Consider the following 25,644-nt stretch of genomic DNA (forward strand, 5'->3'; position numbering starts at 1 on the left):
TTGGCGGTTGGCTCCTAAGGCTGCTCGGGCAGATCGCTTTCGGGCGTCCACGCGGCGTCGCGCTCTTCGCGACCGGGATCGTTCAGCTTTTTCTCGTGCCACGACTTGCCTGGCGGCGAGGCATCGAGCCAGTGGTAGCTCTCCTCGCGCACGTCGAGGTGCACGTATTGGGTGTCGGGATGCGTGTAAATACCCACTCCCACCTTCGGTAAAGTGCGTACGTACGAAGCTACCTTCTTGGAATCGATCCCGCGCAGCTTGAAATCGATGGCCTCGCCGGTGGCATGCTTGCCGGCCGAACGCTTTGCCTTCGAGGGGCGGTACGCGGAGACCACCACCACCGAATGCGCTTTGAAGTGATACGCCACCTTCATCACGAGCTGCACCAAGCGGGGATGCATGGGGGCAGGTCCCGCATCCTTGGCCGCAACGATGCGACGAAAGGCCTGCAATTCGTCGGGATCGACGGTTCCGTCGGAGGCATAGAGACGAATCGGGATCTCTTCCTCGGTGTTTGCATAATACACGCGAATGGCGTCGAGCTTCTCCGTCCACTCGGCCACGCGCTTGGGCACCGGCGGGGGATTCGAAGCCGCCACATCCACGGATGGAGCTGCGGGTGTCGTCGGCGCTTGACTCTGGAATTTTTCCGCGGGAGCGTGCCCGCACGTGGTCAGGAGAAGCGCAATGGGCGCGATGACGAGCAGCGGGAATCGCGCACGATGCAACATGACATCCACGCATAGCATAAAATGATTGGCATCTACACTCGAGTTGCGCGCACAGGTAGGAGGGTCTCGCCTCTTATTGCATTGACGGCATTTGCCACTCAGTGGGTCGCCCTCGATTGCCTGCTGCGTGGAATCGAGCCATATCGCCGGGATCCGCGCCTTCTCTTCACGGCGGCTGCAAGTGTTCTTTTGAGTTTCGTTCTCGGGAATATTTTCTGGCGACGCTTTTTTCGTGCGCTGATTTCGTTGCTCGTGGCGTCGCTCGTGGTCATCGACGTATTCGTCTATCGGCACTACCACGTACCGCTGGACGAGCAGGTCATCGAGACCGCCATGTTCGCGTGGTCGGACGTGAAGCCGGTGGTGCTCGCCATGCTGCCGGGGACGGCGATCATCGTGACCGCGGTGGGCGCGTTCGAGTACGCGTTGCTCACCGTGGGGGCACGTGCGGCGTGGTTCCAGCGTCGGCGAACGCGTGCCCTCGTGGTCGCAGCCGGTGCGCTCCTGCTGCTCGCCGGAGGCAAACTGCGCGAAGGTACCCTCGACGTGCGCCTCGCGCATGCGGCGTCTCTTGCGTGGGAGCCCTCGCGCGATGCGGAGGCCGCGGGTGCGCAGGTGCGGGTCCCCGCGCTTTCGTCGCGGCGAAAACGCCTGCCCAACGTGCTTTTCGTGCTCACCGAGAGCGTGCGCGCCGAAGACTACGAGGGGCCGCGAACGGCGGCCCTGCTGCCCTCGCGCGTGACCCTGCAGGGAATGCGCTCCGTGGCGAGCTACACGGCGGTGTCGGTGTCCGCGCTCACCACGGGCCTATCGCAACTCGGCCACCGAGCCGACATTCTTGCGGCGCCAACTTGGTTCGACTGGATGAAATCCGTGCGCGGGGACGATGGGCAGCGGCCGCGCGTCATCTACTGGTCCGCGCAATCGGAGCATCTGTTCGAGCGCACGGAGCTGCGCACGGTGATGGACTCTTTCGTGATGATGGAGACCCTGTTGGGGCACGCCGTCGCGGACGAGGACGAAATGATCGACCGCGGCGTGGACCGCCTTCTTGCCGCGCACACCGTGGCGAATCTGCCCGCGCTGCAGTCGCCGTATTTCATCACGCTGCACTTCGGCGGCACGCATGCTCCCTATTTCGTCGACAAGGACGATGCTCCCTATTCGCCGTGGGAGCGCACGGTGACATGGTCCAAAATGCCGCTTTTGCACAATGCTTATCGGAATGCCATTTTCGAGCAGGACAAGAGCATTGCCTCATGCATCGGGCGCTTTCTCGAGGCGCAAAAAGACTCTCCCTGGATCATCGTATTGACCAGCGACCACGGTGAATCCTTCGGCGAGCGCGGGGCCATTCACCACGGGCAAAATCTGTACGACGAGCAAACCAAGGTGCCGGGCTGGATCGCCTTTGGCAATGGCGCGCTCGAGCCCGAAGAAGAGCGCGCCCTTCGCGGGCACGCCGGCGACGTGGTGACGCACTTCGATGTATTGCCCACGCTCCTCGACATGTACGGTGTGCTGGATGCCACGCCGGTGCTGCCTTACCGCGGGAAATTCGCGGGCCGCAGCCTGCTCCGCCCCGACGAGGCGCCGCGCGCACCGATACCGGTGACCAATTGTACGGAGATGTTTCCCTGCCCCGTCAACACCTGGGGCATGTTGAGCGACCAACGACTCCTGGTTGCGCAGCCCTGGGACAACGCATTCCATTGCATGAACGTGCGCGACGGCGCCGCCATGGATAATGCCAACGATGGGGCATGCGCCTCATTGGTTTCGGCGTCGAAAACCTATTTTTCAGAGCTGCCGAATCACGCGCCGAATCGATGAATCATCGACGACGGCGGGCCCGCCGGGGTTTGGGCGCGAGGGCGCGGGTGGTGCTTTTGGCCAGATCCCATACGGGAACCGTCGTGTCGTCGTCCCATTCGTCGTCATCCACGGGGATGCCATCGTGCTTGGCATTTTCGGCGCCCATTCCGTCCGATGAATCGGTCGTGCTGGTGTCCTCGTCGTCGTCCAATGGCAACGAGTCCGCATCGGCGCAGCAGCGAAATCCCGTGGAGTAATCGTGGTAATACGGGGCGTGGGCGGCGGTGATGTATTCGCAGCCCTCGCCATTGATTTCGGTATCGAGGTAATAGCCGCCGCGGAAAATGCCCTCGTCGACCCACTCGTGCAGATTGCCGACCATATCGTGCACACCGTAGCTATTGGTGCAGGCGGTCGCGGTTCCGGTGGGGGCGACCGTACCCTCGAGTTGGTTGAGGCGCGGGTCGTTCATGTGCTCGGCGGTATGTCCGCCGTGGAAGATTTTTATCACCGGCGAGATGCGTTTCGTATCCACGCATGCGCCGGGAACACGGGTGGGGCCATACGGATACCGCGTGTTGTCCGGGCCGCGGCAGGCAGCCTTCCACTCCTGCGAGCGGCAGAGTCGTTTGCCGGAATTGTGGCACGCTCTACGGGCCTCGAACATCGATATATAGGCTTGTGGCACGACCCCCGCTCGGGATACGGCACGCACCTGATGCTTCTTTGGAATCTCGTAAGGGCTAAAAGGAACTTCGCTCCCGTCCTCGAGTGTCTCGACCAGCGATCCTTCGTATTTGTCCACACAGGTTTCGCCCACCAGGGCCATATCCGATGGACAATGCCGTGCAGGCGGTATTTCCCGCGCAGCTTCGTCAATTTGAGCGCGCGCCGGAGTCGATAAAAACAGCACACCGAATGCGCACATTCCTAACAGCCGGCACATCACTCTCATCGTCGTACATGTGCGATGCTGCGTGCCGTCTGAACAATTTCGCGTGTCGTATCGTGATCGACGCCGCATGAGAATACGAATGGCCAGGATGAGCCGATATCCCCAATAGCCTGCCGAAGAAATTCACAGGGAGGCGGGGAGGCGGGGAGTTTTTTTTGGTTTTCAATTGGCCCAATGTGCCAAGTGGAAAACCAAAAAAGGCGTTCCGCGCCGCTCGCGCCGGAACTTCTCCCCGCCTCCCCGCCTCCCTGTGAATTTCTCTCCTGAGCCCATTGGGTGGTGCGGTGTTAACCCATGCTATCGGGTGGCGGGCGATCCCCTTACCGACCTTGAGTCGAGGAATTTCAACGGTTTACGGGAGGCACATGCGTTGCAGACCGGGCGGGCATGAGAGAGGTGACATCGGCGGTGCTCCTGGTTGGGGTGGCGATGCTTGCATGCGCATGTTCATCGAGTGACTCCGGCGGAGAAGAGCGTGATGCCGGCACGGAGCCGGATACGTCCGGCTCCACGCCAGATTTTCAAGTGCAGCCGACGGAGCTCTACTCGGGATATGACGAGGAGCACGTGTTCCATATCCCCTTCGCGGCCTACGGCGCCGGCACGGACTTGAAAGCTACGGTCGCCGATACCAGCGTCGCCAGCATCGAGCCGACCACCTTTCAGGGCGATCCCTCGGACACGGGCAAGTGGTACATGCTGACCGTCAAGAAGGCCGGCAAGACCAAGGTCACGGTCACCTCGGGCGGCAAGACGAAAGAGGTGAGCGTCAACGTCGTGGGCTACGACAAGAACCGGTACGCCGCCGGCGAGGCGCGTTACAACAGTGCCGACGGTAGCCAGCCGCCTTGCGCGGAGTGCCATAGCAAGAAGGACGGCCCGGACCACTCGCCCTACAAGCTGGCCCCGATTCCCGACAACCAGGTCAAACTCATCATCACCACCGGCATCCTCGACGGCTTCCCCATCAAGGATGTCCAACAGAACCACCGCTGGACCCCCAATGACGAGCAGCTCGCGGGCCTCGTCACCTACCTCCGGGCGCTACCGCCCCGCGGCTTCTCCGGCACGCCCTAAACTCGTCAGCTCGTCCCACATTAGCGAGCACGGGCGGAAGCGCCACACTGAGGCGATTGCGCTCCTGCCGGCTCAGAGCTGGAGCACACGGAAGTTGGGACTCTCCGGCGTGACGGTCCGGAGTAGCGGCAGCGCAACATTGTAAATCGGAATGCCCGCGTTCGTGCGGCCCTCCGGGCTGCCATGGTGCGCGTGCCCGTGAAAAAGCGCATCGACCGGATACCGATTCAGCGGTTCCGCCAGACGCCCGCAGCCGAGGTAGGGGAAAATCTCCACGGGCTCCCCCTCCACCGTCTCGCGAATGGGCGCGTAGTGCAAAACAGCAATGCGCCGCTCCGTGCGCAAACGGCTCAGGGCAGACTCGAGCTTGAGCGCTTCATCGATGGCCTCTTGCACGATGCGCTTGATGGCAGCTTCGCCCCAGCCTCCCAATGTGCCACGGCCGAATCCGCCGATGAATCCTTTGGTCCCGGCGAAACCGACCCCGCAGACTTCCACCGCCTCGCCATCGAGCATCTCCACACCGGCTTGCTCTAAAATGGCGGAAACCTCCTCGGGGTGGCCGGACTCGAAATCGTGATTTCCCAGAACGCCTACCTTGGGAATGCGCACCACGCCCAGCTCCTTGGCCAGGATGTGCGCCTCCTCCGCGGTGCCGTGATCGGTCAAATCTCCGCAGAGAACCAGGACATCGGCCCGGTCGTTGACGGCCTCGAGCAACGGCGAAATCGTATGGGTCGACGTCTTTCGGCAGTGGAGATCGCCCACGGCGGCAATGCGCACGCGCGGGCCGGATTTGATGTCGCTCATTGGCGAATTTCCCGGGTTGGAGGCAATGCAGTGCGGCGGTTGGAGCAAGATCCTCGCCGAAGCGGCACCGTCGGCAGCCCGCCACTGGCTCGTGCCTTGCTCCGTCCTGCCTCCGCCGCTGGTTGCGGTCATCCCCTCATGAGCTCCTCGCCGCTATCCCTCCCGCGCTACGCCGAGCGTGCTTGCAGTGAGCCCCCGCACGCCTCGCACGCCCTCGCCAGCGAAGCGTTCTATGCGCGCTGCCTGCAGGACCTCACGAACGCCAACGTGCCCTTCCTGGCCGGCGGCTCGTACGCCCTGATGCAGTATTGCCACCTCGTTCGCAAAACGAAGGATCTCGACCTGTTCGTGCGCCGTCGCGATTTGGATGCGGTCCTTGGCGTGCTTCGCGGCGCCGGTTGTTGGACCGAAGTTCCGTTTCCGCATTGGTTGGCCAAGGCCCATCAGGATGGGCAGTTCATCGACATCATCTTCAACTCGGGCAATGGCCTCACCGCGGTGGACGACGATTGGTTCCATCACGCCACCAGCACGACCTTGTTTGGCGTGGATGTGTTGCTTTGCCCCATCGAAGAGACGATTTGGTCCAAGTCCTTCGTCATGGAGCGCGAGCGCTTCGATGGCGCGGACGTCGCGCATTTGATCGTGGCACAGGGCCACCATCTGGATTGGGAGCGCCTCCTGCGGCGATTTGGATCGCGCTGGCCGGTGCTACTCGGACACCTAATTTTCTATAGCTTCATTTATCCAGACGAACCCACTGTCCCCGCGTGGGTCATGGACGAGCTGTTTCGACGGGCGCGTGAAGATGTGGCGCTTCGCCATGCCGTGCGCACGCAGAGGCGGATGTGCCGTGGCACCTTGCTGTCGCGCGAGCAATATCTGCCGGATTTGGGACGCGGATTCGTCGATGCGCGCCTGCCTCCGTATGGAACCATGAGTGCACACACCATCGCCATCTGGACGGAGGCCATAAGAAAGAATCGTTGAGTTTGATTTCTTTCTCGGTGCTTCACCCCCGTATTGCCCGCAAACTGGTAAATATCCGGCTGGACAGTGCTTCTGCCACTTCCCGGCGGCGCTGAAGCCGCTTACCCTTGTACTTGCGTCAAAGGGAAGGGGGAACGTGGACTCGTGGGTGGAAGCTCTCGCGCCTCGTTCTCCCGTCGGGGGAGATGATGAACAAGGTGCCTACGGGCCAGTTTCGAGGAGTGACGACCATCGGGGCACAGGACCTGAGCGGAACGCGCCGTACCGGCGCGGCAGAGCGGACGACTGACTTCGAAGAGCGTGGCGCCGGTGTTGGTGGCGTTGGCAGCGTGCACGGGCGGCGCCATCTTCGGTTTCTTACCGACCTGCGCGAACTGATGGAGAGCCTCGAATCGGCCGAAAGCCCGGAAGACGCCTGCGCCCTGACCGTGGAAGCCCTCGTCGCCGGCGGGCGCGACGTGATGTGCGCCTTCGCCTATCTTGTGGAACGAGACGGCGACCGTACCCGCCTGGTGGCGCGCTCCGGCCCCGCTTGGGTGCATGATGCAACGATTGTGCTGCGCCAGCCTGCCTTGCGCGGCGCCCTGGAGGTCATTGGCGATTTGGATCGGCACCTGATGGTGCGTGAGCGCACGGCGCTCAACGATGTGCCGCGGGTTGGCTTGAGCGTGCCGGCGAAGGAGCCCCGCGGGGACATGCCGCGTGCGGTCCTGGTGGTGGGCCTCACCGATCCAGCATCGTCGCTCGAGGGCGACATGCACGCGTACCTCGATCTGGTGGCGACGCAGCTCGGCAGCCGCATCGGGCGGCTCTACGCGGAGGAGCAGCAGCGCGCGCGCTCGACGGCCTTCGCCGCGCGCGACCGCGCGAAGACGGACTTCGTCGGCACCGTGAGCCACGAGTTCCGCACGCCGCTCACCTTGGTCTTGGGCCCGGTCGACGATGCCATCGACGACGAGACCTTGCCCAAGGAGCATCGCGCGCGCCTCGGGCTCGTGCGGCGCAACGCGCAGCGTCTCGCCAAGCTGGCCGACACCCTGCTGGACTTCTCCCGCGTGGAGACCGGGCGTGTGGACGCCGTCTTTCACGAGGTCGATCTGCCCGCGCTCACCGCGGACTTGGCGAGCGCGTTTCGCTCGGCCATCGAGAAGGCGGGCTTGCGCCTCGTCGTCGACCTTTCGCCCATGCGTGAGGCCACCTTCGTGGACCACGACATGTGGGAAAAGATCGTTCTCAATTTGCTGTCGAACGCGCTCAAGTTCACCTTCGAGGGCGAGATTCGTCTTTCGCTGCGCGAGCGCGACGGCCATATCCAGCTTTGTGTGAGCGACACGGGCAGCGGCATCCCCGAGGCGGAGATCGGCCGCGTGTTCGAGCGCTTCCACCGCGTGAGCGGCGTGCGCGGGCGCACCCAAGAGGGCACGGGCATCGGCCTCGCGCTGGTGAAGGACCTGGTGAAGATCCACGGCGGCGACATTTGCGTGGCGAGCTCGACGCAGTTGGGCGCGGGCAACGGCACCACGTTCACGGTGAAGATCCCCACGGGCTCGTTGCACCTTCCGCAGAGCCGCGTGAGCCGTCAGCAGACGTCGGCGCGCGCCTCGGCGGGCGTGGCCACCTACGTGGAGGAGGCCCTGCGATGGCTTCCCGGATCGGACGAGAAATGTCCGTCGACGCGGCCGCCCGCCTCCACCTCGGCGCCGGGGACCGTCGCCACTGCCGCGGCTCCAACCCGAGCGCGGATTCTGTTGGCCGATGACAATGCCGACATTCGCTCGTACATGACCCGGCTGCTCGGCAAGCACTGGGACGTGACCGCGGTGGCCGATGGCCAGGCGGCTTTGGAAGCCGCTCGCGCGAACCGACCCGACTTGATCCTGAGCGACGTCATGATGCCGCGCCTCGATGGCTTTGCGTTGCTCCGCGCCATTCGCGAGGATTCGCGGTTGAAGACCACCCCGGTCATTCTGCTCACGGCGCGGGCGGGGCAGGAATCCACCGTCGAGGGTTTCGCGGCGGGCGCCGATGACTACGTGCTCAAGCCGTTCTCCGCGCGGGAGCTGGTGGCGCGCGTGCGCACGCACCTCGAGCTGTCGAACGTGCGGCGGCAATCCGAAATGGAGCAAGAGACGGCGCGCACGCACGCCGAGCGGCTCAATCGGATGAAGGACGAGTTCCTGGCCACGGTCTCGCACGAGCTGCGCACGCCCCTGCAGGCCATCCTCGGCTGGGTGAAGCTCCTCAGCGACGGCCAAGTGAAGCCCGAGCGCGTGGCCAAGGCCATCGACGTCATCGAGCGCAATGCCCGGGCGCAGGCGCAATTGATCGAGGACATCCTCGATGTGTCGCGCATCATCGCGGGCAAGATTCGGCTCGATCTGAAGCCGGTCGACATGGTCGCCGTGGTGAACGGCGCCATCGACACGGTGCGGCCTGCCGCGCAGAAGAAGCAAATCGAGATCGTCGCGACCCTGGGACCGGCGCTCGGTGGCGTCGTGGGCGATGCGGATCGCTTGCAGCAGGTGGTGTGGAACCTCCTGTCCAACGCGGTGAAGTTCACCCCGGCGGGCGGCAAGGTGGCCATCTTCGCAACCATGAACCGAGGCCGGGTCGAGGTGCGGGTGACGGACACCGGCGAGGGCATCAACCCGGCGTTCCTGCCGCACGTCTTCGAGCGATTCCGCCAGGCCGACGGCACCACCACGCGTTCGCAGGGCGGGCTCGGTCTAGGCCTGGCCATCGTGCGGCACATCGTGGAACTCCACGGCGGCACCGTGGAGGCCGACAGCGAGGGCTCGGGCAAGGGCGCCAGCTTCGCGGTGAACCTGCCGGTGCGCACCTTGATGTCGACCGCGCGTTTCGCCGAGCGCGATTCGGGCACGCATCCGACGGCCGCCGTCGCGCGACGGCTCGATGGAAAGCGCATCTTGGTCGTGGACGACGAAGAGGACGCTCGCGACCTTCTGATGGAGGTCCTCAAGGAAAACGGCGCCGAGTCACGCGGCGCGCGCAGTGTGGCGGAGGCTCTCTCGATGATCGACGAGTTCCGCCCCGACGTGATCCTGTCCGACATCGGGATGCCCGTCGACGATGGGTACTCGTTGATTCGACGGCTCCGCGCCATCGAGGCCGAGCGCAAGTCCCCGCCGATTCCGGCGCTGGCGCTCACCGCCTACGCCCGGGAGGCCGACCGCCGCATGGCCCTCGAGGCGGGCTACCAGATGCACGTGCCCAAGCCCGTCGAACCGTCGGCCTTGGTCGAAGCCATTGCGCGCTGGGCCGCGCCCGTGGAGCCGTTGAAGGACACGGGTACGACCTGAGGTTCGCGTGCTGGAGGCGCTGGAAGCGCTAAAGCGCGTCCAATGCCAAGTTCAACTCCAGCACATTGACGGCAGGCTCGCCCAGAATGCCCAGGTCCCGTCCCTGGGTATGCGCGGCGACGAGCTCGCGCACCCTCGCCTCCGGAATGCCACGTACGCGCGCCACACGGCGAACTTGGTATTCCGCGGCGGCGGGGCTGATGTGCGGATCGAGCCCGCTGCCCGAGCCCGTCACGAGATCGACCGGGATAGGCGCGTTGTTCCCAGGGTCGGCCTCGTGCAACGCATCGATGCGCGCTTGCGCAGCCTTGGTCTCCGCCTCGTTCGTGGGGCCGAGGTTCGCCGGCGACGACGAAGCCCCGTTGTACGGCCCAGGCGAGGTGGCCGAAAGCCGGCCCCAGAAGTGCTTCGGATCCTCGAACGACTGGCCGAGGAGGTGCGAACCCACGACCTTGCCGTCTTTCACGATGAGGCTTCCCTCGGCCTTGTCCTTGAAGAGCGTTTGCGCGACCCCCGTCACGACCAGCGGATACACCACGCCGGTGATCACGGTCAGAATGACCAGCATGCCGATGGCGTGAACGAGCTGGCGCGCGAACGACGGTTGCTCGGCGGACGTGACGGGCGAGTCTTGTTGAGCGGTATTCGTAGAGGCAGTCATGGCAGCACTCACGTGAGGTGGAGAACGACGAGGAGCAAGTCGATGGCCTTGATTCCGATGAACGGAATGACGATGCCACCGAGCCCGTAGATGAGGAGGTTGCGCTGCAAGAGCGCGCCCGCGCCCATGGGTTTGTAGGCAATGCCGCGCAGAGCCAGGGGGATGAGGAAGATGATCACCAGCGCGTTGAAGATGACCGCGCTCATGATGGCGCTCGCCGGCGTGGCCAGGTGCATGACATTGAGCTTGTTCAGTTGCGGGTACGTCACCGCAAAGGCCGCCGGGATGATGGCGAAGTACTTCGCAATGTCGTTCGCGATGCTGAACGTGGTCAGCGCACCGCGCGTCATGAGCATCTGCTTGCCGATTTCGACGATCTCGATGAGCTTCGTCGGATTCGAATCGAGGTCGACCATGTTGCCGGCCTCTTTCGCGGCCTGCGTGCCGGAGTTCATGGCCACCGCCACGTCGGCCTGGGCCAGCGCGGGGGCGTCGTTCGTGCCATCGCCGGTCATGGCGACCAGGCGCCCGCCGGCTTGGTGCTCGCGGATCAATTTGAGCTTCGCCTCGGGCGTGGCCTCCGCGAGGAAGTCATCGACCCCCGACTCGGCCGCGATGGCCGCCGCAGTGAGCGGGTTGTCGCCCGTGATCATCACGGTCTTGATGCCCATGCGGCGCAACTCGGCGAAGCGCTCCTTGATGCCGCCTTTGACGATGTCCTTCAATTCGATGACACCGACGACCTTCGCACCATCCGCCACGACCAGCGGCGTGCCGCCCTTCTTGGAGATGTCCTTCACCGTGTTCTGCACGGCCTCGGGGAAGATCGTGCCCTTGGCCTTCACGTAGGCCTCGATGGCCTCGGAGGCGCCCTTGCGAAGCTGGCGCCCGTCGGCATCGACGCCGCTCATGCGGGTCTGCGCCGTGAAGGGGACGAACGTCGCGCCGAGATCGTGCAGGTTGCGCTCGCGAAGGCCGTATCTCTCCTTGGCGAGAACGACGATGCTGCGTCCCTCCGGCGTCTCGTCGGCCAGCGACGAGAGCTGCGCGGCATCGGCAAGCTCCGCCTCCGACACGCCGGGGGCAGGGTGGAACTTCGTCGCCTGGCGGTTGCCGAGCGTGATGGTGCCCGTCTTGTCGAGCAAGAGCACGTCCACGTCGCCTGCGGCTTCTACGGCGCGACCCGAGGTGGCGATGACGTTGGCCTGGATCATTCGGTCCATGCCGGCGATGCCGATGGCCGAGAGCAGACCACCGATGGTCGTCGGAATGAGGCACACCAGCAGCGCGACCAGCACGGTCACACTGACGACATGCCCCGCGCCCGCCGCCTTCACGGCGTACGACGAGAAGGGCAGCAAGGTTACGGTGGCCAGCAAGAAGATGATCGTCAGCTTGGCCAGCAGAATGTTCAGCGCGATCTCGTTTGGCGTCTTCTGTCGCTTGGCGCCTTCGACCATCGAGATCATGCGGTCGAGGAAGGTCTCGCCCGGGTTGGCGGCCACGCGCACGATGATCCAGTCCGAGAGCACCTGCGTGCCGGCGACGACGGCGCTGCGGTCGCCACCGCTCTCGCGGATGACCGGCGCGCTTTCGCCCGTGATGGCAGCCTCATTGACCGAGGCCACGCCCTCGATGATGTCGCCGTCGCAGGGAATGTCGTCGCCCGCCTCGATGAGGACCACGTCGCCTTTGCGCAAGGTGGCCGACGAGACGACGTTGTACTTGGCCTCGCGGCGTGCCTCGGCAAGCTTCTTCGCTTGCGTATCCTTGCGCGCATTGCGAAGTGCATCGGCCTGCGCTTTGCCGCGCCCTTCGGCCATCGCTTCCGCGAAGTTGGCAAAGAGCACGGTGAACCATAGCCACGCCGAGACGGCCGCGATGAAGCCGGCGGGCGCCTCGCCTTGGCCGACCACGGCCTGGATGAAGAGCAACGTGGTGAGCGCGCTCCCCACCTCGACCACGAACATGACGGGGTTTTTGACCTGATGGCGCGGGTCGAGCTTGATGAACGACTCGACGATGGCGCGCTTGACGATGTCGGCCTCGAACAGCTTGCGCGGGGCCGCCCCACCGCGCGCGGGGGTGACGCCGGCGCGTGCAGCTTGGTGGGCTTCTTTTTTCGCCTGCGCGGCAATCTGCGAGATGCGCCCTGACGGCGCCGGCTCCGGAATGGAGGGCAACGAAGGTGACTTGGTGCTCATGGTCAAGGTCCCAGTGCGAGGAGATGCTCGACGATTGGTCCGAGGGCCAACGCCGGAATGAAGGTGAGCGCGCCAACGATGACAATCGTGCCCACGAGCATGGCGACGAAAAGGGGAGTGTGCGTGGGCAACGTTCCGCTGGTCTGGGGAACGATCTTCTTCTTTGCGAGCGCGCCGGCGGCGGCCAATACGGGAATCATCAGCCAAAAGCGCGAGAGGAACATGCATATCCCGAGTAGCGTGTTGTAAAACGGCGTATTCGCCGAAAGGCCGCCGAACGCGCTGCCGTTGTTGTTCGACGCCGACGAGAGTGCATAAAGGATTTCACTGAATCCGTGCGCCGACGGGTTGAGCGGCCCTTTCTGCCCCGCCTCGGTCGTGCAGGCGATGGCCGTGCCCACGAGCACGAGCGCGCACGGAACGAGAATGGCAATGGAGGCCATCTTCATCTCGTACGCCTCGATCTTCTTGCCCAGGTACTCGGGGGTGCGGCCCACCATGAGGCCCGCGACGAAGACCGCGACGATGGCGAACATCACCATGCCGTAAAGTCCGCAGCCGACGCCGCCGAAGATGATCTCACCGAGCTGCATGAGCCACATGGGGACGAGGCCGCCGAGTGGCGTGAGCGAATCATGCGCGGCATTGACCGACCCATTCGAGGCCGCGGTGGTGGCCGCCGCCCAGAGTCCGGAGTTGGCAATGCCGAAGCGAACCTCTTTGCCCTCCATGTTGCCGCCGGACGAGAGCGCGCTCGCCGCTTGGTCGATGGGAAGGTGCGCCAGCGCCGGGTTTCCGCCCTGCTCCTGGTAGACGCAGAAAAAGAGCAGCGGAACGAAAATGACGTACATCGCCGCGAGCAGCGCCCAACCCTGCCGCGGATCCTTCACCATCTTACCGAAGGTGTGGCAGAGCGCGGCTGACAGGATCAGGATGGAGAAAACCTCGAGGAAGTTCGCCAGCCCGGTGGGGTTCTCGAACGGATGCGCGGAGTTGGCATTGAAGAAACCGCCGCCATTGGTGCCGAGCTGCTTGATGGCGATTTGCGAGGCGGCCGGCCCGAGCGGGATGACTTGATCGACGATGCTCTTGCCATCGGCATCCTTGGTGGCCTCGAGCAGGCTGGCCGAGCCATAACTGCTGAAGGACTGCACGACGCCCTGCGAGACCAGGAGCACCGCGAGGATGAGGGAAAGCGGTAGCAAGATGTAAAGCGTGCTCCGCGTGAGATCCGTCCAGAAATTGCCCAGGGTGGAGGCCGACCGTCGGGTGAAGCCGCGAATGAGCGCGACCAACACCGCCATACCCACCGCGGCCGAAACGAAGTTCTGCACGTTCAGGCCGAGCATCTGCGTGAGGTAGCTCATCGTGCTCTCGCCGCCGTAGCCCTGCCAATTCGTATTGGTGCCAAAGCTGATGGCCGTGTTGAACGACGAATCGGGCGTGACGGCGCCGAAGCCCTGCGGGTTGGCCGGCAGCACGCCTTGAATGCGCTGAAGCAGGTAGACGACGAAGATGCCGACGATGTTGAAGAGCATCGACGCGACTGCGTACGTCTTCCAGGTCATCTCCTTGGTGGGATCGATCCCGAGTACGCGGTAAATGAGCCGTTCGACGGGCCCGAGGACTTTCTGCGCGATCGTGGCCTCGCCGGTGTAGACGCGGGCCATGTAGTCTCCGAGTGGCTTGGAGAGGACCGCGAGCAAAATCAGATATAGAAGAATCTGAAAGATGCCATTGGTGGTCATCAGAACTTCTCCGGCTTAAGCATCGCGAACGCGAGGTAGACGAGGAGGCCGGCCGACAACACGGCCCCAACGAGTTGGAAAGCGGTCATGGCGAGCTCCTTCTCTCAGACCCGTTCGCAGAGGTGCATGAGCGCGAGTGTGGTGCCGAAGAGCACCACCGTGAGGCCTATGAAAATGATGTCCATGGGGGACCGAGCTCCTCTTTCTCCGGCGTCGTGTGGTGGCCGGAACAGCGTGCGCAACTTAGGTCGGCCGAAATCAAGGACTCATAAAGAGGGGCCTACACGGCATTAAGATTTCATTAATGAGTTGCCCTACCAGTTCACTCGGGCCTGGCGGCCCTCGTAGGCCTCATCTGCCATCGATTCCGCACTCTTCCGCCGGTTCAATGAACCGTATTCCGTTCAGCCGTGTGTCCATGTAAGACCGCCTGAAAATACCGAGAAAGTCGAAGCGCTCCGGACAAGTACGCGTGAGGTATGCGAAGTGCTAAGCGCGCCGCATGATCCGACGTCTCTTGGATGATCGACGCGGAGTATCTGCGGTGGAGTACGCGCTCCTGTTGGCCGCTCTTCTCCTTGTCTTCGCCGGGGGCTATCACGCGCTCGGTAGGAAAAACGTCAAACCCACGAATGCATCGACCGACGAGTTGAGAGGCGGTACGGGGTACATCGCAGGCACGGGGCCGGGTGCGTCGGGCGCCGGTGGAGCCGGGAATGTCGGTGGAGGACCCGGCGGCGTCGTGTGCGACGGTCGTTCATGCGGCGCCCCGGGAGGCAATTGCTTCGTGGCGGGGACGCCCGTATGGACCCCCAGCGGCGAGCGTCCCATCGAGAACATCGCCGAAGGCGATATCGTGTTTTCGCGTGATGAAGCGTCGGCAGCGATAAAGCCTCGTCGCGTGGTGCGGACCTTCACACGGCGCGCGCAGCGTCTGGTGGCCGTGACGATCGCGAGCGCGCAAAAAAGCGAGACATTGCGGGTCACCGGCGAGCATCGTTTCTGGACCGAAGATCGCGGCTGGGCCGAGGCCGCCGCCCTCGTGAAGAATGAGCCGCTCGTCGACCTCGCAGGCGACGCCGTCCGCGTGGTTTCGGTGGTGCCTCTTGCCGAAGAGGCCGTCGTTTACAACTTCGAAGTCGAGGAGACGCACACGTACTTCGTCGGGCACACCGCAACATGGGTGCACAATGCATGCGATCCCATCAAGCCTGTGTTCGACGGGCTGACGGGTCAAGCGGCCGTGGGGATTTCGCCGACGCTCTTCACCAACTATTTCACCACGGGTGCCCTCCCGCCGAACGGAACGGGGACGTTCGCGATCAACACCACCAGCGGTGCGATATCCATCGGCCAGTCTTCGTGGTTCGGCCCGCCGACGTTCAATGGGCAATATGTCGGGTTGCTCACGCAGCCGGACGGGAATGTGCCGCACGACATCAACCCCAATGCGGACGTGATCTTTACGGACAACCTCACCGGCTGCGCGGTCGTGGTCACGCAGAACGACCGACCGCAGTTGCTGCACATACATGCGCCGCTTCTGGGAGACGATCCCCAAACGTACAACGCGACCCTCGTGCCTTATATGTACTCGCAGGGGATCGATGCGGACGGCAATCCTTCGCACGGCATTCCCCCGCCGTTGGTGGTGAAGGCCAGCGATTACGGTTGGATCATTGGTGGCGGCGACTACGGGCCGGGAATGAACAACCCGCACAACGCGCACGCGTTCCTCTATGGCGTCAAAGATGACACCGGCCATCGTCAGTGGTGGCTGCTCAAAGTGCAATCGCTGCCAAACAACGGCGGCTATCAGCACACGACGATGCCCGTGGGAACGACGCTCTATTGAGTGTCGCGAACGTGCCCGATTTGGCACTTTCTCATCGACGTAAGAAGCACGCCATCATGACGTGCCGGCCTGCTACCTGAACCCTTCGACACGATTTGCGCAAAAACGCTCTGATTCGGAGCGCTCGGTGTGCAGGCACGCGAGGCGGGATGTAGTTCGAGCATCGTCGCCGTGGACGAATTGGTGTCGGCAAGCGAACGCATTGCGAATGCGACGTGGCATTCTAGCTACCGCCGATGAGGACGAAAAAGAACGAAGGCATGCCCATAGTGCCGGAGAGCGCCGTCGGAACGCTGACGGACGGCGCTCGTTGGGCGAACCGGCGCGACAATGCGCTCGAACCAGCCAACGCGGTCAACACCGGCCTGAAGCCCGGAAGAAGGCTTGGCGGAATGACCCAAACGCGATTCGAGCTGCTCGAGCCCCTGGGTACTGGAGGTATGGGGGTCGTCTTTCTCGCGCAGGACACCGTTCTCGATCGAAAAGTGGCGATAAAGTTTCTCCGGCGCAAAGACCTGAACTCCGCGGAGGCATTCGGGCGTGTTCAGCACGAGGCGCAGGCGTGCGCGCGTTTGAACCACGAAAACATCGTTCGCATGTTCGACATCGGGCAAGACGAGGGACACCCCTTTCTCGTGATGGAATACCTGGAAGGGCATCCCCTCGACGTTCTCATGCGCCGTGCGCGCGAAACGAATGAAGCCCTCGTCGATGTCCGGCGTGCCGTACGCCTCATGATCGACGTCGCAAAGGGACTGTCGCACGCACACCGAGCGGGCATCGTGCACCGCGACTTGAAGCCGAGCAACGTCTTCATCACGAGAGACGGAACGGCGAAAGTTCTCGACTTTGGCGTGGCGCAAATGACCGCCGATAGCGACGTCGCCGGTGAGTATTTCCTTGGGACGCCCCAGTACATGTCGCCCGAACAATGGCACGGTCAGGTTCAAGATGGCCAAACCGATATTTGGGCAGCGGGGGTGATCTTCTTCGAATTGCTCACGGGGGTTTCTCCGTTCACCGGCCATCACATCGCCGAATTGCGCAACGCCGTGCTTTCGCCAGATCCTTCGCCGTCGCTGCGAGGTTTGCGCCCAGAGCTGCCCGAGGAGGCCGAAGAAATTGCAACGCGTGCGCTCGAAAAAGACAAGAATGCGAGATTCGGCAGTGCAGACGACTTGCTGGACGAGTTGGTTGCATTGGAGGTGCTGCTCGTGCAGGACCTGCACGGCCAATCGACAGCAAACTTTCCCCGACGGCGAGCGCCCAGGCTCACGGCGAATGCCGAGCGACGTCAGATTACCGCGATGGTTTGCTCCCTTTCGTCCACGAGAACGGACGAATCGGTGGGCGAATTCTTCGAGGCGTGCGCCACGATCGTGCGCCAATTGGAGGGCAGGATTTTATCCTCCTTGGGCAGTCAGGTCGTGGCGTGCTTTGGCTATCCCCGAGCCCACGAAGACAGCGCCGAGCGCGCCTTGCGTGCGGCGTCCCTGATCGTCGATGCATTTCGGCCCGATGACCATGAGCCCTCTCGCGGCGCCTGCGTGGGGGTAGCGACAGGTCCTTGCATCCCGCTTGCCGTGGACCCGGAAGCCGCTCCTCTGCGCATGCAAGGGGAGGTGCTGGACGTCGCTCAATCGCTGGAACGCCGCGCCCGGCCGAACGAGATTCTCATGGAACGCGCAACACGGCTGCTCGTGCAGGGCGCCTTCGAGCTCGATGAGGTGGTAGCCCAAGATGGAATCGCGTCGCACCCTTCGTATCGATTGTTGCGGCGGAAGGAGAATCGGATCCGCTTCAACCCGATTGCGGCGGGCAACGTCACTCCGCTGGTGGGGCGCGCGTCCGAGCTCGACGAACTGCGCGTCCTTTGGAGCACGGCCAGCAGCGGCAAAGGCCAGTTCGTATTGATCACCGGCGAGGCGGGAATCGGCAAGTCGCGCCTGCTCGAGCAGCATCTCGAAGGCCTGGCGGCGGAAGGCCACAGGTTGGTGCGCTGCCAATGTTGGCCGCACTCCCAGAGCAGCGCACTGCAGCCGATCCTCGAAGGCCTCGAGCACTCGATGGGTTTGGATCCCAATGCCTCTCCGCTCGAGAAAGCGGCCCTACTGGGGCTTCCCACCCAAGATGTGGCCGCTCTGCCGATGTCGAGAAATGCCAATTTGCTCAAGCTCCAAATGCTCGAAGCGCTCGTCGGCTTGTTCCAGCGGCTGGCCGACCAGGAGCCTTTGCTGCTCGTCCTCGAAGACGCACACTGGGCGGATTCCATTACGCTCGATTTGCTGGAGCGCTGGTTATCCGGTCTCGCGGGGATGCGCGCCATGGTGCTCGTGACCGCGCGCCCGGAGTTTCAGCCGATCTGGGCGCGTTCTTCGCTTCTGCATCACCTCGATCCATGCCGGCTTTCGCCGAGCGAGAGTGCCGCGCTGGTCGCCTTTGCCGGTCGCGGGCGCCATTTGCCCGCGGCCCTGGTGGAGCAAGTCGTGCAGCGCGCCGACGGTGTCCCGCTCTTCATTGAGGAGCTCACGTACAGTGTGCTGGACGCGCTTCAAAAGGGCGGAAATGGCCCTTCACCGTGGGTTGGCGTGGTGCCAGCGACCCTCGAGGCACTCTTGCGCGCACGCCTGGACAACTTGCCCGAACCCGGCAGGGAGCTGGCCCGGGTGGCATCCGTGCTCGGGCGCGAGATGAATTACGATTTGCTTCGGGTGATGTGTCCTCTTTCCGAGGAATCACTCCGGATTGGGCTTCTGCAGCTCGTCGAAACGGGGATTTTTCGGCCGATAGGGCCCATATCGCGCGCGACGTGTCGGTTCAAGCACGTCCTCGTGCAAGAAGCCGCGTACCAATCCCTCGTCAAGCAAGAGCGCCAGGAGCTGCACCAGCGAGCTGCCGAAGTGCTGGTTTCGCAATTTTCTCAAATCGCGGAGCAAAACCCGGAAATCGCGGCCCGGCATTTCGCCGAGGCGAAGCGCCCGGAGGAGGCCTGCGTGTACTTCGAAAAAGCGGCGAAACAGGCCCGGCAAAGATCGGCGAACGTCGACGCTCTCCACCATTTCGCGCGTGCGATGGCGCAATTGGGTCTGCTGCCTTGGAGTTCGGGACGCGACCGACGTGAGCTTTTGCTGAAGGCCCAGCTGGCGGGCGTGTACCTCGCCGAGGATGGACTCGAGTCGAGCCGTGTCCGGGAGACCCTTTCACGGATTCGCGAGCTCGCCGAGAGGTACGAGGGCGACGAACAATCGTTCTGGGCGCTGTGCAGCCTCCAACAATTGAACCACGTTCAGGGTGAGCAGCGCACCGGTCGCGAATTGGCCTTCAAACTGATGGCCCGCGCCGAAAAAGCCGAGCATCAGGGCATGATGCTCGCCGCCTACACCGGGAAGGTTGCATCGGCACTTCTTTGCGGCGACCTCACGACGTGCCGCAACGATGCGGAGGCAGGGATACGGCTCTACGAGGCGCAGCCGCAAGGCGCGATTCGTTTCCATGTGGGGGCCAACGTCGGCGCCATGTTGCACGTGTATCTCGGTTGCGCATTGTGGCTATTGGGCCAGCCTGACCAAGCCATTCGCCATTGCCAAGAGGGGGTGCGAATTGCGCGCAAGTACGATCATCCGGCAAGCCTCACGATACGCTTGCTCCTCCTCGCCCTACAGTACAATGAATGCGGTGAGTACCCCGAGGCGCGTGCCACCGTCGATGAGATATTGCGCCTGTGCGAGGAGTACGGCCTCCACTTCATTAGCAGCCAAACCCGTGTCATCCGAGCGTGCACGCAAGTCCATTGCGGTGAGCGCGAGGGTGTCGACGAGCTCCAAGCAGCCCTGGAGGGTCGAGCCTCGATGGGCGGGACCCTGGCGTTTACGCGCTATCTTTCCGTACTTGCCTATGGGCAGCTACAAAATGGCGCGCTCGACGAGGCGATGCTTTCGGTCGACAAAGCGATGGAGATCTCGGAACGGACGGGGGAACGCTATTGCGATGCGGAGCTCCTTCGATTGAAAGGGGAAATACTGTTCGCCATGGACACTTCGGATCTCCACCGCGTGGCACGCCACTTCGAGCGCGGCCTCGAAGTAGCGCGCGGCCAGCATGCCAGGAGTTGGGAGCTGCGACTTTCCTGCAGCTACGGTCGCTTGCTTGCAAGCCACGGAAAGACGGCCGAGGCCAAGGCGCTCCTTGCTCCGGTTTTGGCGAACTTCATGGAAGGTCATGGTACGCGTGACCTTCGAAGGGCGCGCACGCTGCTTTCCTCCTGGGACTGAAAGCTCAATGCGCTGGAATATGCAGCGCGATCGACGTCCCGTGCTCGAAGCCCGAGGTCCGACTCTTCACGTCGATGCGACCGCCATGGGCGGTGACGACGTCGTGGATCAACATGAGCCCCAATCCGGCCGCGTGCATCTTGCCGTTGGCCCGCTGAAAGAGCCAGGGCAACTTGTCCGCCGGTATGCCGGGGCCGTCGTCTTGAACCCGGATGACCACTTCGTCTTTTTCGCGCACGTAGGCCAAATGCACGACGACCGAGCCGCCCGGCATGAGTCGCGTCCCCGGTCGTGCGTAGCGCAGCGCATTGCCCACCAAGGTGGCGACGGCCCAGGCGATCTTCTCGGGATCGATGCAGATGTCCTTGGGAAGATCGTTCGAGGCCTCGATGGTGAAGGCCACGTCCAGGTTCGATGCCTGCCGCTTCAGGACCTCGAGGCTCGAGGCGAGCAGCTCGTGCAGCTCCGTGGGCGAGCGCCGTATGGGAATGGATTCCACCATCACGTTCATCATGTCAGATAAAACGGCGTGTTCACGACGATCACGCGGGGGCCGCCGCGAAGCCGAAGCAGACCCTTGAGGATGATTCCGCGGTTGTTGTGAAGCAGCGCGTGGTACCAGCGCCGCACGACCAAGTCGGGGACGATGACCACGACGTCGCGGCTCGGATGCTCGTCGCGGACTTGTTCGACGTACTCGATGAGCGGGGCAAAGAATTGCCGGAAGGTGGACTTGCGCACCACGAGGCGCGGCGGCTCGAGGCCTGCGGCCCGTGCCGGCTCGACGACCAGCGAATCCCAGGTGCGCGCGAGCGCACACGGCGCATCGTCCTGCGTCTCTTGTGTCACGATGTGCAGCGCGCGCACGTCGGGTGAAAGCTCGACGGCGAAGCGCAGTCCCCGGCTCGTGAGCTTGTTCCACGCTTGAACGGGAACCACGACCAGGGGCGACGTCGTCCTGGAAAGGTCGAGCGGGCGGCTGTCGTTCACCTCCTGGCCGACGTAACGGTAGTGCCGGTGGATGCGCGAGAACGTCAGAACCGCGAGCGGGACGAGCAAGACGGCGACCCACGCGCCGTCGGCGAACTTCGAGACGACGACCACCACCAGGGTGATGCCGGTCGCCGCCGCGCCCAGCGCATTGAGCCAGAGCGAGCGGCGCGCGCCGCCGATGCGCCGCCAGTGCGCGACCATGCCGGCTTGCGAAAGCGTGAAGGCCAGGAACGCGCCAATGGCAAATAGCGGAATGAGGCGATCGGTCACGCCGCCGAAGGCGACGAGCAAAAAGCCCGATATCACGGCGAGCACCACCACGCCGTAGGAGAAGACCAGCCGGCGCCCGCGCGTGGCGAACGTATCCGGCAGGAACCGGTCGAGCGCAAGCACGCGGCAAAGGCGCGGAAAATCGGCGAAGCTGGTGTTCGCCGAAAGCGCGAGCACCGCCACCACGGAGCCCATGGTGACGTAATAGAGAGGCCCGCGCCCGATGACCGCACCGGCGAGCTGCGAGAGGACGCTCTGGTAGCCGCTCTCGCCCGGCGCGGTCGCGCCAATGCCGTATGCGCGCGCCAAAAGGGCAATGCCCGCGAGCAACGCCACGAGAAGGGCAATGATGACGGTGAGCGTGCGCTGCGCATTCGCAATGGTGGGGCGGCGGAAAATGGGCACGCCGTTGCTCACGGCTTCGACGCCCGTCATGGCCGTGCAGCCGCTGGCGAACGCCCGCACCACGAGCCAGAGGCTCATCGTCTCCGTCGAAACCGGAAGAGCGGGCGGAGCCTCCACCGGCACGGGATGCCCGCCGGCCGCGAAGGCTTTGAAGGCGCCCCAAAGAAGAATGCCGCCCAGCGAGGCCACGAAAAGGTACGTGGGCAACGAAAAGGTGAGCCCCGACTCACGCGTGCCCCGCAGATTCACGATGGTGAGGAGCACCAGGATGGCGAGGCACAACGACACCGTGTGCGGCAACAACGCCGGCACCGCCGACACGAGCGCACCCACGCCGGCGGAGATGCCCACAGCCACGTTGAGGACATAGTCCAGCGCGAGCGCCGCACCGGCCACCAGGGCCGCTCCTTGGCCGAGATTCTCTTTGGCCACGGTGTACGAACCACCGCCGTTTGGATACGCGGCGATGGTCTGCCGATACGAGACATAGACCACCAAGAGGACGGCCACGATGATGCCGCTCAACGGCACGATGAACGAAAGCCCCAGCGCACCGAGCGGCAAGAGCAACGTGAGCGCCGCCTCGGGGCCGTACGCCGCCGACGAAAGCGCATCGAGGCCCAGCACTGGCACTCCGGCCAGGGGCCCTATCTTCTGTTCGTCTTCCTCCGCCGTGGCAAGCCACCGGCCGAAGATGTAGTCGGCCAGCGTCTTTTTACTTGGACCTGCGGGCACGCTCTCGGCGTGCGTCACGATCTTGGCTGAAAGAGTCATTTTCGATATCAGCAGCTATTCTGACCACGTACTCCCTCGTGAGCGGATCAAAAGATTGTTAAGAACGACGCGATGAGCGACGGCCGACCCGACCCCGATTTGCTTCTCCAGCGCGTGCGCGACGAGGAAATTCGCGCCCGCAGCGGCAAGCTCACCATCTTTTTCGGCGCCGCGCCCGGCGTGGGGAAGACGTATGCCATGCTCGAGGCAGCCCGCGCCGAGCACGGCCAAGGTCGCGACGTCGTGATCGGCATCGCGGAGACGCACGGCCGTTACGACACGGCGGCGCTCTTGCTCGGGCTGGAAATCTTGCCTCGCCGTAAGATCGCCCACCGCACGGTGAACCTCGAGGAGTTCGATCTCGACCTCGCCCTGTCGCGGCGCCCGGGGCTCCTTCTCGTCGACGAGCTCGCGCACACCAATGCGGAGGGAAGCCGCCACGCCAAACGCTGGCAGGATGTGGTCGAGCTCTTGGACGCCGGCATCGACGTCTTCACCACGCTCAACGTGCAGCACGTCGAGAGCCTCAAGGACGTGGTGGCGCAGATCACCCACGTTCTGGTCAAAGAGACGGTGCCCGACTCCATTTTGGATCGCGCCGACGACATCCGCGTCATCGACTTGCCCGCCGACGAGCTCCTCGAGCGCATGCGCGAGGGCAAAGTGTACGTGCCCGATCAGGCACGGCGTGCGGTGTCCAACTTTTTCCGCAAGGGTAACCTCATTGCGCTGCGCGAACTCGCCCTGCGCCGCACGGCCGAGCGGGTCGATGCGCAGATGCAGCACTACAAGCGCGAGCACGGCATCGAGCGCGTGTGGCCCGTGGGCGAGCGCGTGCTCGTCTGTGTGAGCCCGAGCCCCACGTCCGCGCGCCTCGTCCGCGGGGCACGCCGTCTTGCGAGCTCGCTCCACGCGGATTGGATTGCCGTCTACGTCGAGACGCCCGCCTCGTTGCGCCAGAGCACCGAAGACAACCGCCGCGTGGCCGCGAACCTCCAGCTCGCGCAGCAGCTCGGCGCGGAAGCCGTCACCATCAGCGGCTCCAACGCCGCCGAAGCGGCGATGAGCTATGCCCACCAGCGCAACGTCACCCGCGTGGTCATCGGCAAGCCCACGCACGCGCGCTGGCGCGACCGCCTCAAGGCCTCCTTCCTCGACGAAATCGTGCGCCACAGCGGCGATGTCGACGTCTACGTCATGTCGGGCGATGAAAGCGCGATGCGCCGCGCCCGCGAAGAGGCGCAACCTGCCCGCGCGCCGCGCGGCATGGCGGGTTACGTGATGGGCGCGGGCGTGGCCGTCGTCTCCACCCTCATCTCGTGGGCCTTCTTCCGACGCGAGCAATTGCCCGACACCGTGATGGTCTATTTGCTCGGCATCGTGCTCGTGTCGATGCGTTATGGCTACGGGCCCTCACTCCTTGCGGCCGTGGCCAGCGTCGTCTGTTTCGACTTTTTCTTCATTCCGCCGTATCTGACCTTCGCCGTCGGCGACTTGAGCCACCTGGTGACGTTTGCCGTCATGTTCCTCGTCGCCGGCATCATCAGCCGACTGACCACGCGCGTGCGCGAGCAGGCACAAGGCGCCGGCGAGCGCGAACGGCGGACCGCGAGCCTTTATGCCATGAGCCGTGAGCTTGCCACCGCGAAAACACTGGAGCACGTCGTATCCATCGGTCAGAGGCACATCGGCGACGTCTTCGGCGCGCGGGTCGTCGTACTTCGCGCCGGCTCGCTCGCGCCCATCGTGCGCGAAGGCGCCTCGCTGGAACTCGACGACAAGGAAAAAGGCGTCGCAAGTTGGGTATGGCAAAATGGGCAAATGGCGGGCGCGGGCACCGACACCCTTCCGTCCGCCCGCGGGGTCTATCTGCCTTTGCGCGCCTCGCGTGGAAAGTTGGGCGTCCTCGGCGCCCTCGCCACGACGCCCGAGTCGCTCATCGAGCCGCAGCGGCGCCAGCACCTGGAGGCATTCGGCGCCCAGCTTGCGGCCGCCATGGAGCGCGCCGAGCTCGCGGAAGAAGCGCAGCATGCGCGCCTGCAGATCGAGTCGGAGCAACTTCGCAATGCGCTCCTCAGCTCCGTTTCGCACGACCTGCGCACGCCGCTCGCGGTCGTCACCGGCGCGGCGAGCACCTTGCTCGAACGAAACATCGCCGAGGGAACGCGGCGTGAGCTGACCGAGACGATCTTGCACGAGTCCGATCGGCTCAATCGGCTCGTGCGCAACCTGCTCGACGTCACCCGCGTCGAGGCCGGCGCGTTGCGCGTCAAGAAAGAGTGGCAGCCGCTGGAAGAGGTCGTCGGTGCCGCGCTCCACCGGGTCGATGCAGCGCTGCAGGGCAGGGAGATCATCACGGATCTGCCGGACGATCTGCCGCTGGTCCCGCTCGACTCCGTGCTCATCGAGCAAGTGCTGGTGAATCTTCTCGAAAATGCTGCAAAGTACACTCCAGCCCATGCATCGATATCCATCGCAGCCCGCGCGCAACACAAGCCAGAGAACCAAGTGCAAGTGACCGTCGCCGACCGTGGCCCGGGCATCGCGCCGGGCGAAGAGGAGCGCATCTTCGAAAAGTTCTACCGCGCGCAAGAAGGGCGCGGCGGCGCTGGCCTGGGACTCACCATTTGCCGCGGCATCGTCGCCGCGCACGGCGGACGCATTTGGGCCGAAAACCGCTCGACGGACGAGGGCGGCGCTATGTTTCATTTCACGTTGCCGATCGAGGGCGAGCCGCCGAACCTGGAGCTTCAACCATGACCGAA

Annotated in this window: 16 protein-coding genes; 7 read left to right on the forward strand and 9 right to left on the reverse strand. The window is 64.0% G+C overall.

Translation table 11 applies throughout. The features are described 5' to 3' along the window. Positions 1 to 14 precede the first annotated feature (14 nt). Positions 15 to 731: a DUF882 domain-containing protein gene (locus LZC95_07555; protein ID WXA96690.1), complete on the reverse strand. Its 717-nt coding sequence runs from the start codon at positions 729 to 731 to the stop codon at positions 15 to 17. A gap of 81 nt (positions 732 to 812) precedes the next feature. Here LZC95_07555 and LZC95_07560 point away from each other — a divergent pair, with 81 nt between their 5' ends. After that, the gene (locus LZC95_07560) at positions 813 to 2,564 is read left to right on the forward strand and encodes an LTA synthase family protein (GenBank protein ID WXA96691.1); all 1,752 of its coding nucleotides are present in this window, start codon (positions 813 to 815) and stop codon (positions 2,562 to 2,564) included. Position 2,565: 1 nt separating this feature from the next. Here the strand turns inward: LZC95_07560 and LZC95_07565 are convergent, their stop codons facing one another. Next, the gene (locus LZC95_07565; protein ID WXA96692.1) at positions 2,566 to 3,366 is read right to left on the reverse strand and encodes a formylglycine-generating enzyme family protein; all 801 of its coding nucleotides are present in this window, start codon (positions 3,364 to 3,366) and stop codon (positions 2,566 to 2,568) included. A gap of 522 nt (positions 3,367 to 3,888) precedes the next feature. On the opposite strand from LZC95_07565, the gene LZC95_07570 reads away from it, so the two are divergent. After that, positions 3,889 to 4,578, forward strand: coding sequence for a hypothetical protein (locus LZC95_07570; protein WXA96693.1), 690 nt, complete (start codon positions 3,889 to 3,891; stop codon positions 4,576 to 4,578). Positions 4,579 to 4,650: 72 nt separating this feature from the next. Here LZC95_07570 and LZC95_07575 read toward each other — a convergent pair whose 3' ends face one another. Next, the gene (locus tag LZC95_07575) at positions 4,651 to 5,520 is read right to left on the reverse strand and encodes a metallophosphoesterase (GenBank protein ID WXA96694.1); all 870 of its coding nucleotides are present in this window, start codon (positions 5,518 to 5,520) and stop codon (positions 4,651 to 4,653) included. Positions 5,521 to 5,526: 6 nt separating this feature from the next. Here LZC95_07575 and LZC95_07580 point away from each other — a divergent pair, with 6 nt between their 5' ends. Both LZC95_07580 and LZC95_07585 read left to right on the forward strand, forming a co-directional pair. After that, entirely contained in the window at positions 5,527 to 6,378 is an 852-nt protein-coding gene (locus LZC95_07580) for a nucleotidyltransferase family protein (GenBank protein WXA96695.1), read from the forward strand. A gap of 221 nt (positions 6,379 to 6,599) precedes the next feature. Then, positions 6,600 to 9,698: an ATP-binding protein gene (locus LZC95_07585; GenBank protein ID WXA96696.1), complete on the forward strand. Its 3,099-nt coding sequence runs from the start codon at positions 6,600 to 6,602 to the stop codon at positions 9,696 to 9,698. A 28-nt stretch (positions 9,699 to 9,726) separates the two neighbouring features. On the opposite strand, the gene kdpC is transcribed toward LZC95_07585, so the two are convergent. From kdpC to kdpF, 4 genes are read right to left on the reverse strand one after another with little or no spacing between them, the layout of a single operon-like run. Then, positions 9,727 to 10,359, reverse strand: a complete 633-nt coding sequence (gene kdpC / locus LZC95_07590; GenBank protein ID WXA96697.1) for a potassium-transporting ATPase subunit KdpC — start codon at positions 10,357 to 10,359, stop codon at positions 9,727 to 9,729. Positions 10,360 to 10,367: 8 nt separating this feature from the next. After that, a complete protein-coding gene (gene kdpB, locus LZC95_07595) occupies positions 10,368 to 12,563 on the reverse strand; it encodes a potassium-transporting ATPase subunit KdpB (GenBank protein ID WXA96698.1) in 2,196 nt (731 codons plus the stop codon). Positions 12,564 to 12,565: 2 nt separating this feature from the next. After that, positions 12,566 to 14,311 carry a potassium-transporting ATPase subunit KdpA gene (gene kdpA, locus LZC95_07600; protein ID WXA96699.1) on the reverse strand — a complete coding sequence of 582 codons (1,746 nt, stop codon included), beginning with the start codon at positions 14,309 to 14,311 and terminating at the stop codon, positions 12,566 to 12,568. Next, positions 14,311 to 14,400 (reverse strand): K(+)-transporting ATPase subunit F, encoded by a 90-nt coding sequence (gene kdpF / locus LZC95_07605; GenBank protein ID WXA96700.1) that lies wholly within the window; start codon positions 14,398 to 14,400, stop codon positions 14,311 to 14,313. The genes kdpA and kdpF overlap by 1 nt, the downstream gene beginning before the upstream one ends. Before the next feature lie 413 nt (positions 14,401 to 14,813). Between kdpF and LZC95_07610 the strand changes: the two genes are divergently transcribed. After that, positions 14,814 to 16,166 (forward strand): HINT domain-containing protein, encoded by a 1,353-nt coding sequence (locus LZC95_07610; GenBank protein ID WXA96701.1) that lies wholly within the window; start codon positions 14,814 to 14,816, stop codon positions 16,164 to 16,166. A gap of 236 nt (positions 16,167 to 16,402) precedes the next feature. Further along, on the forward strand, positions 16,403 to 20,437 hold the full coding sequence (locus tag LZC95_07615; GenBank protein WXA96702.1) for a protein kinase: 4,035 nt from the start codon (positions 16,403 to 16,405) through the stop codon (positions 20,435 to 20,437). Positions 20,438 to 20,441: 4 nt separating this feature from the next. On the opposite strand, the gene LZC95_07620 is transcribed toward LZC95_07615, so the two are convergent. After that, positions 20,442 to 20,951 (reverse strand): ATP-binding protein, encoded by a 510-nt coding sequence (locus LZC95_07620; protein ID WXA96703.1) that lies wholly within the window; start codon positions 20,949 to 20,951, stop codon positions 20,442 to 20,444. Next, positions 20,948 to 22,879, reverse strand: coding sequence for an APC family permease (locus LZC95_07625; protein WXA96704.1), 1,932 nt, complete (start codon positions 22,877 to 22,879; stop codon positions 20,948 to 20,950). The genes LZC95_07620 and LZC95_07625 overlap by 4 nt, the downstream gene beginning before the upstream one ends. 72 nt (positions 22,880 to 22,951) lie before the next feature. Here LZC95_07625 and LZC95_07630 point away from each other — a divergent pair, with 72 nt between their 5' ends. Further along, positions 22,952 to 25,639, forward strand: coding sequence for a sensor histidine kinase KdpD (locus LZC95_07630; GenBank protein ID WXA96705.1), 2,688 nt, complete (start codon positions 22,952 to 22,954; stop codon positions 25,637 to 25,639). The last annotated feature ends 5 nt before the right edge of the window (positions 25,640 to 25,644 follow it).

This window comes from Sorangiineae bacterium MSr12523 (assembly GCA_037157775.1).
Taxonomy (GTDB): Bacteria; Myxococcota_A; Polyangia; order Polyangiales; family Polyangiaceae; genus Pendulispora; species Pendulispora brunnea.

Bases quoted from the DNA above. Each gene is read 5' to 3' on its own strand.
- LZC95_07580 (WXA96695.1), top strand. From the start codon at position 5,527: ATGAGCTCCTCGCCGCTATCCCTCCCGCGCTACGCCGAGCGTGCTTGC.
- kdpC (WXA96697.1), bottom strand. From the start codon at position 10,359: ATGACTGCCTCTACGAATACCGCTCAACAAGACTCGCCCGTCACGTCC.
- LZC95_07570 (WXA96693.1), top strand. From the start codon at position 3,889: ATGAGAGAGGTGACATCGGCGGTGCTCCTGGTTGGGGTGGCGATGCTT.
- LZC95_07620 (WXA96703.1), bottom strand. From the start codon at position 20,951: ATGATGAACGTGATGGTGGAATCCATTCCCATACGGCGCTCGCCCACG.
- LZC95_07630 (WXA96705.1), top strand. From the start codon at position 22,952: ATGAGCGACGGCCGACCCGACCCCGATTTGCTTCTCCAGCGCGTGCGC.
- kdpF (WXA96700.1), bottom strand. From the start codon at position 14,400: ATGACCGCTTTCCAACTCGTTGGGGCCGTGTTGTCGGCCGGCCTCCTC.
- LZC95_07610 (WXA96701.1), top strand. From the start codon at position 14,814: ATGATCCGACGTCTCTTGGATGATCGACGCGGAGTATCTGCGGTGGAG.
- kdpA (WXA96699.1), bottom strand. From the start codon at position 14,311: ATGACCACCAATGGCATCTTTCAGATTCTTCTATATCTGATTTTGCTC.
- kdpB (WXA96698.1), bottom strand. From the start codon at position 12,563: ATGAGCACCAAGTCACCTTCGTTGCCCTCCATTCCGGAGCCGGCGCCG.
- LZC95_07575 (WXA96694.1), bottom strand. From the start codon at position 5,520: ATGACCGCAACCAGCGGCGGAGGCAGGACGGAGCAAGGCACGAGCCAG.
- LZC95_07555 (WXA96690.1), bottom strand. From the start codon at position 731: ATGTTGCATCGTGCGCGATTCCCGCTGCTCGTCATCGCGCCCATTGCG.
- LZC95_07615 (WXA96702.1), top strand. From the start codon at position 16,403: ATGAGGACGAAAAAGAACGAAGGCATGCCCATAGTGCCGGAGAGCGCC.
- LZC95_07625 (WXA96704.1), bottom strand. From the start codon at position 22,879: ATGACTCTTTCAGCCAAGATCGTGACGCACGCCGAGAGCGTGCCCGCA.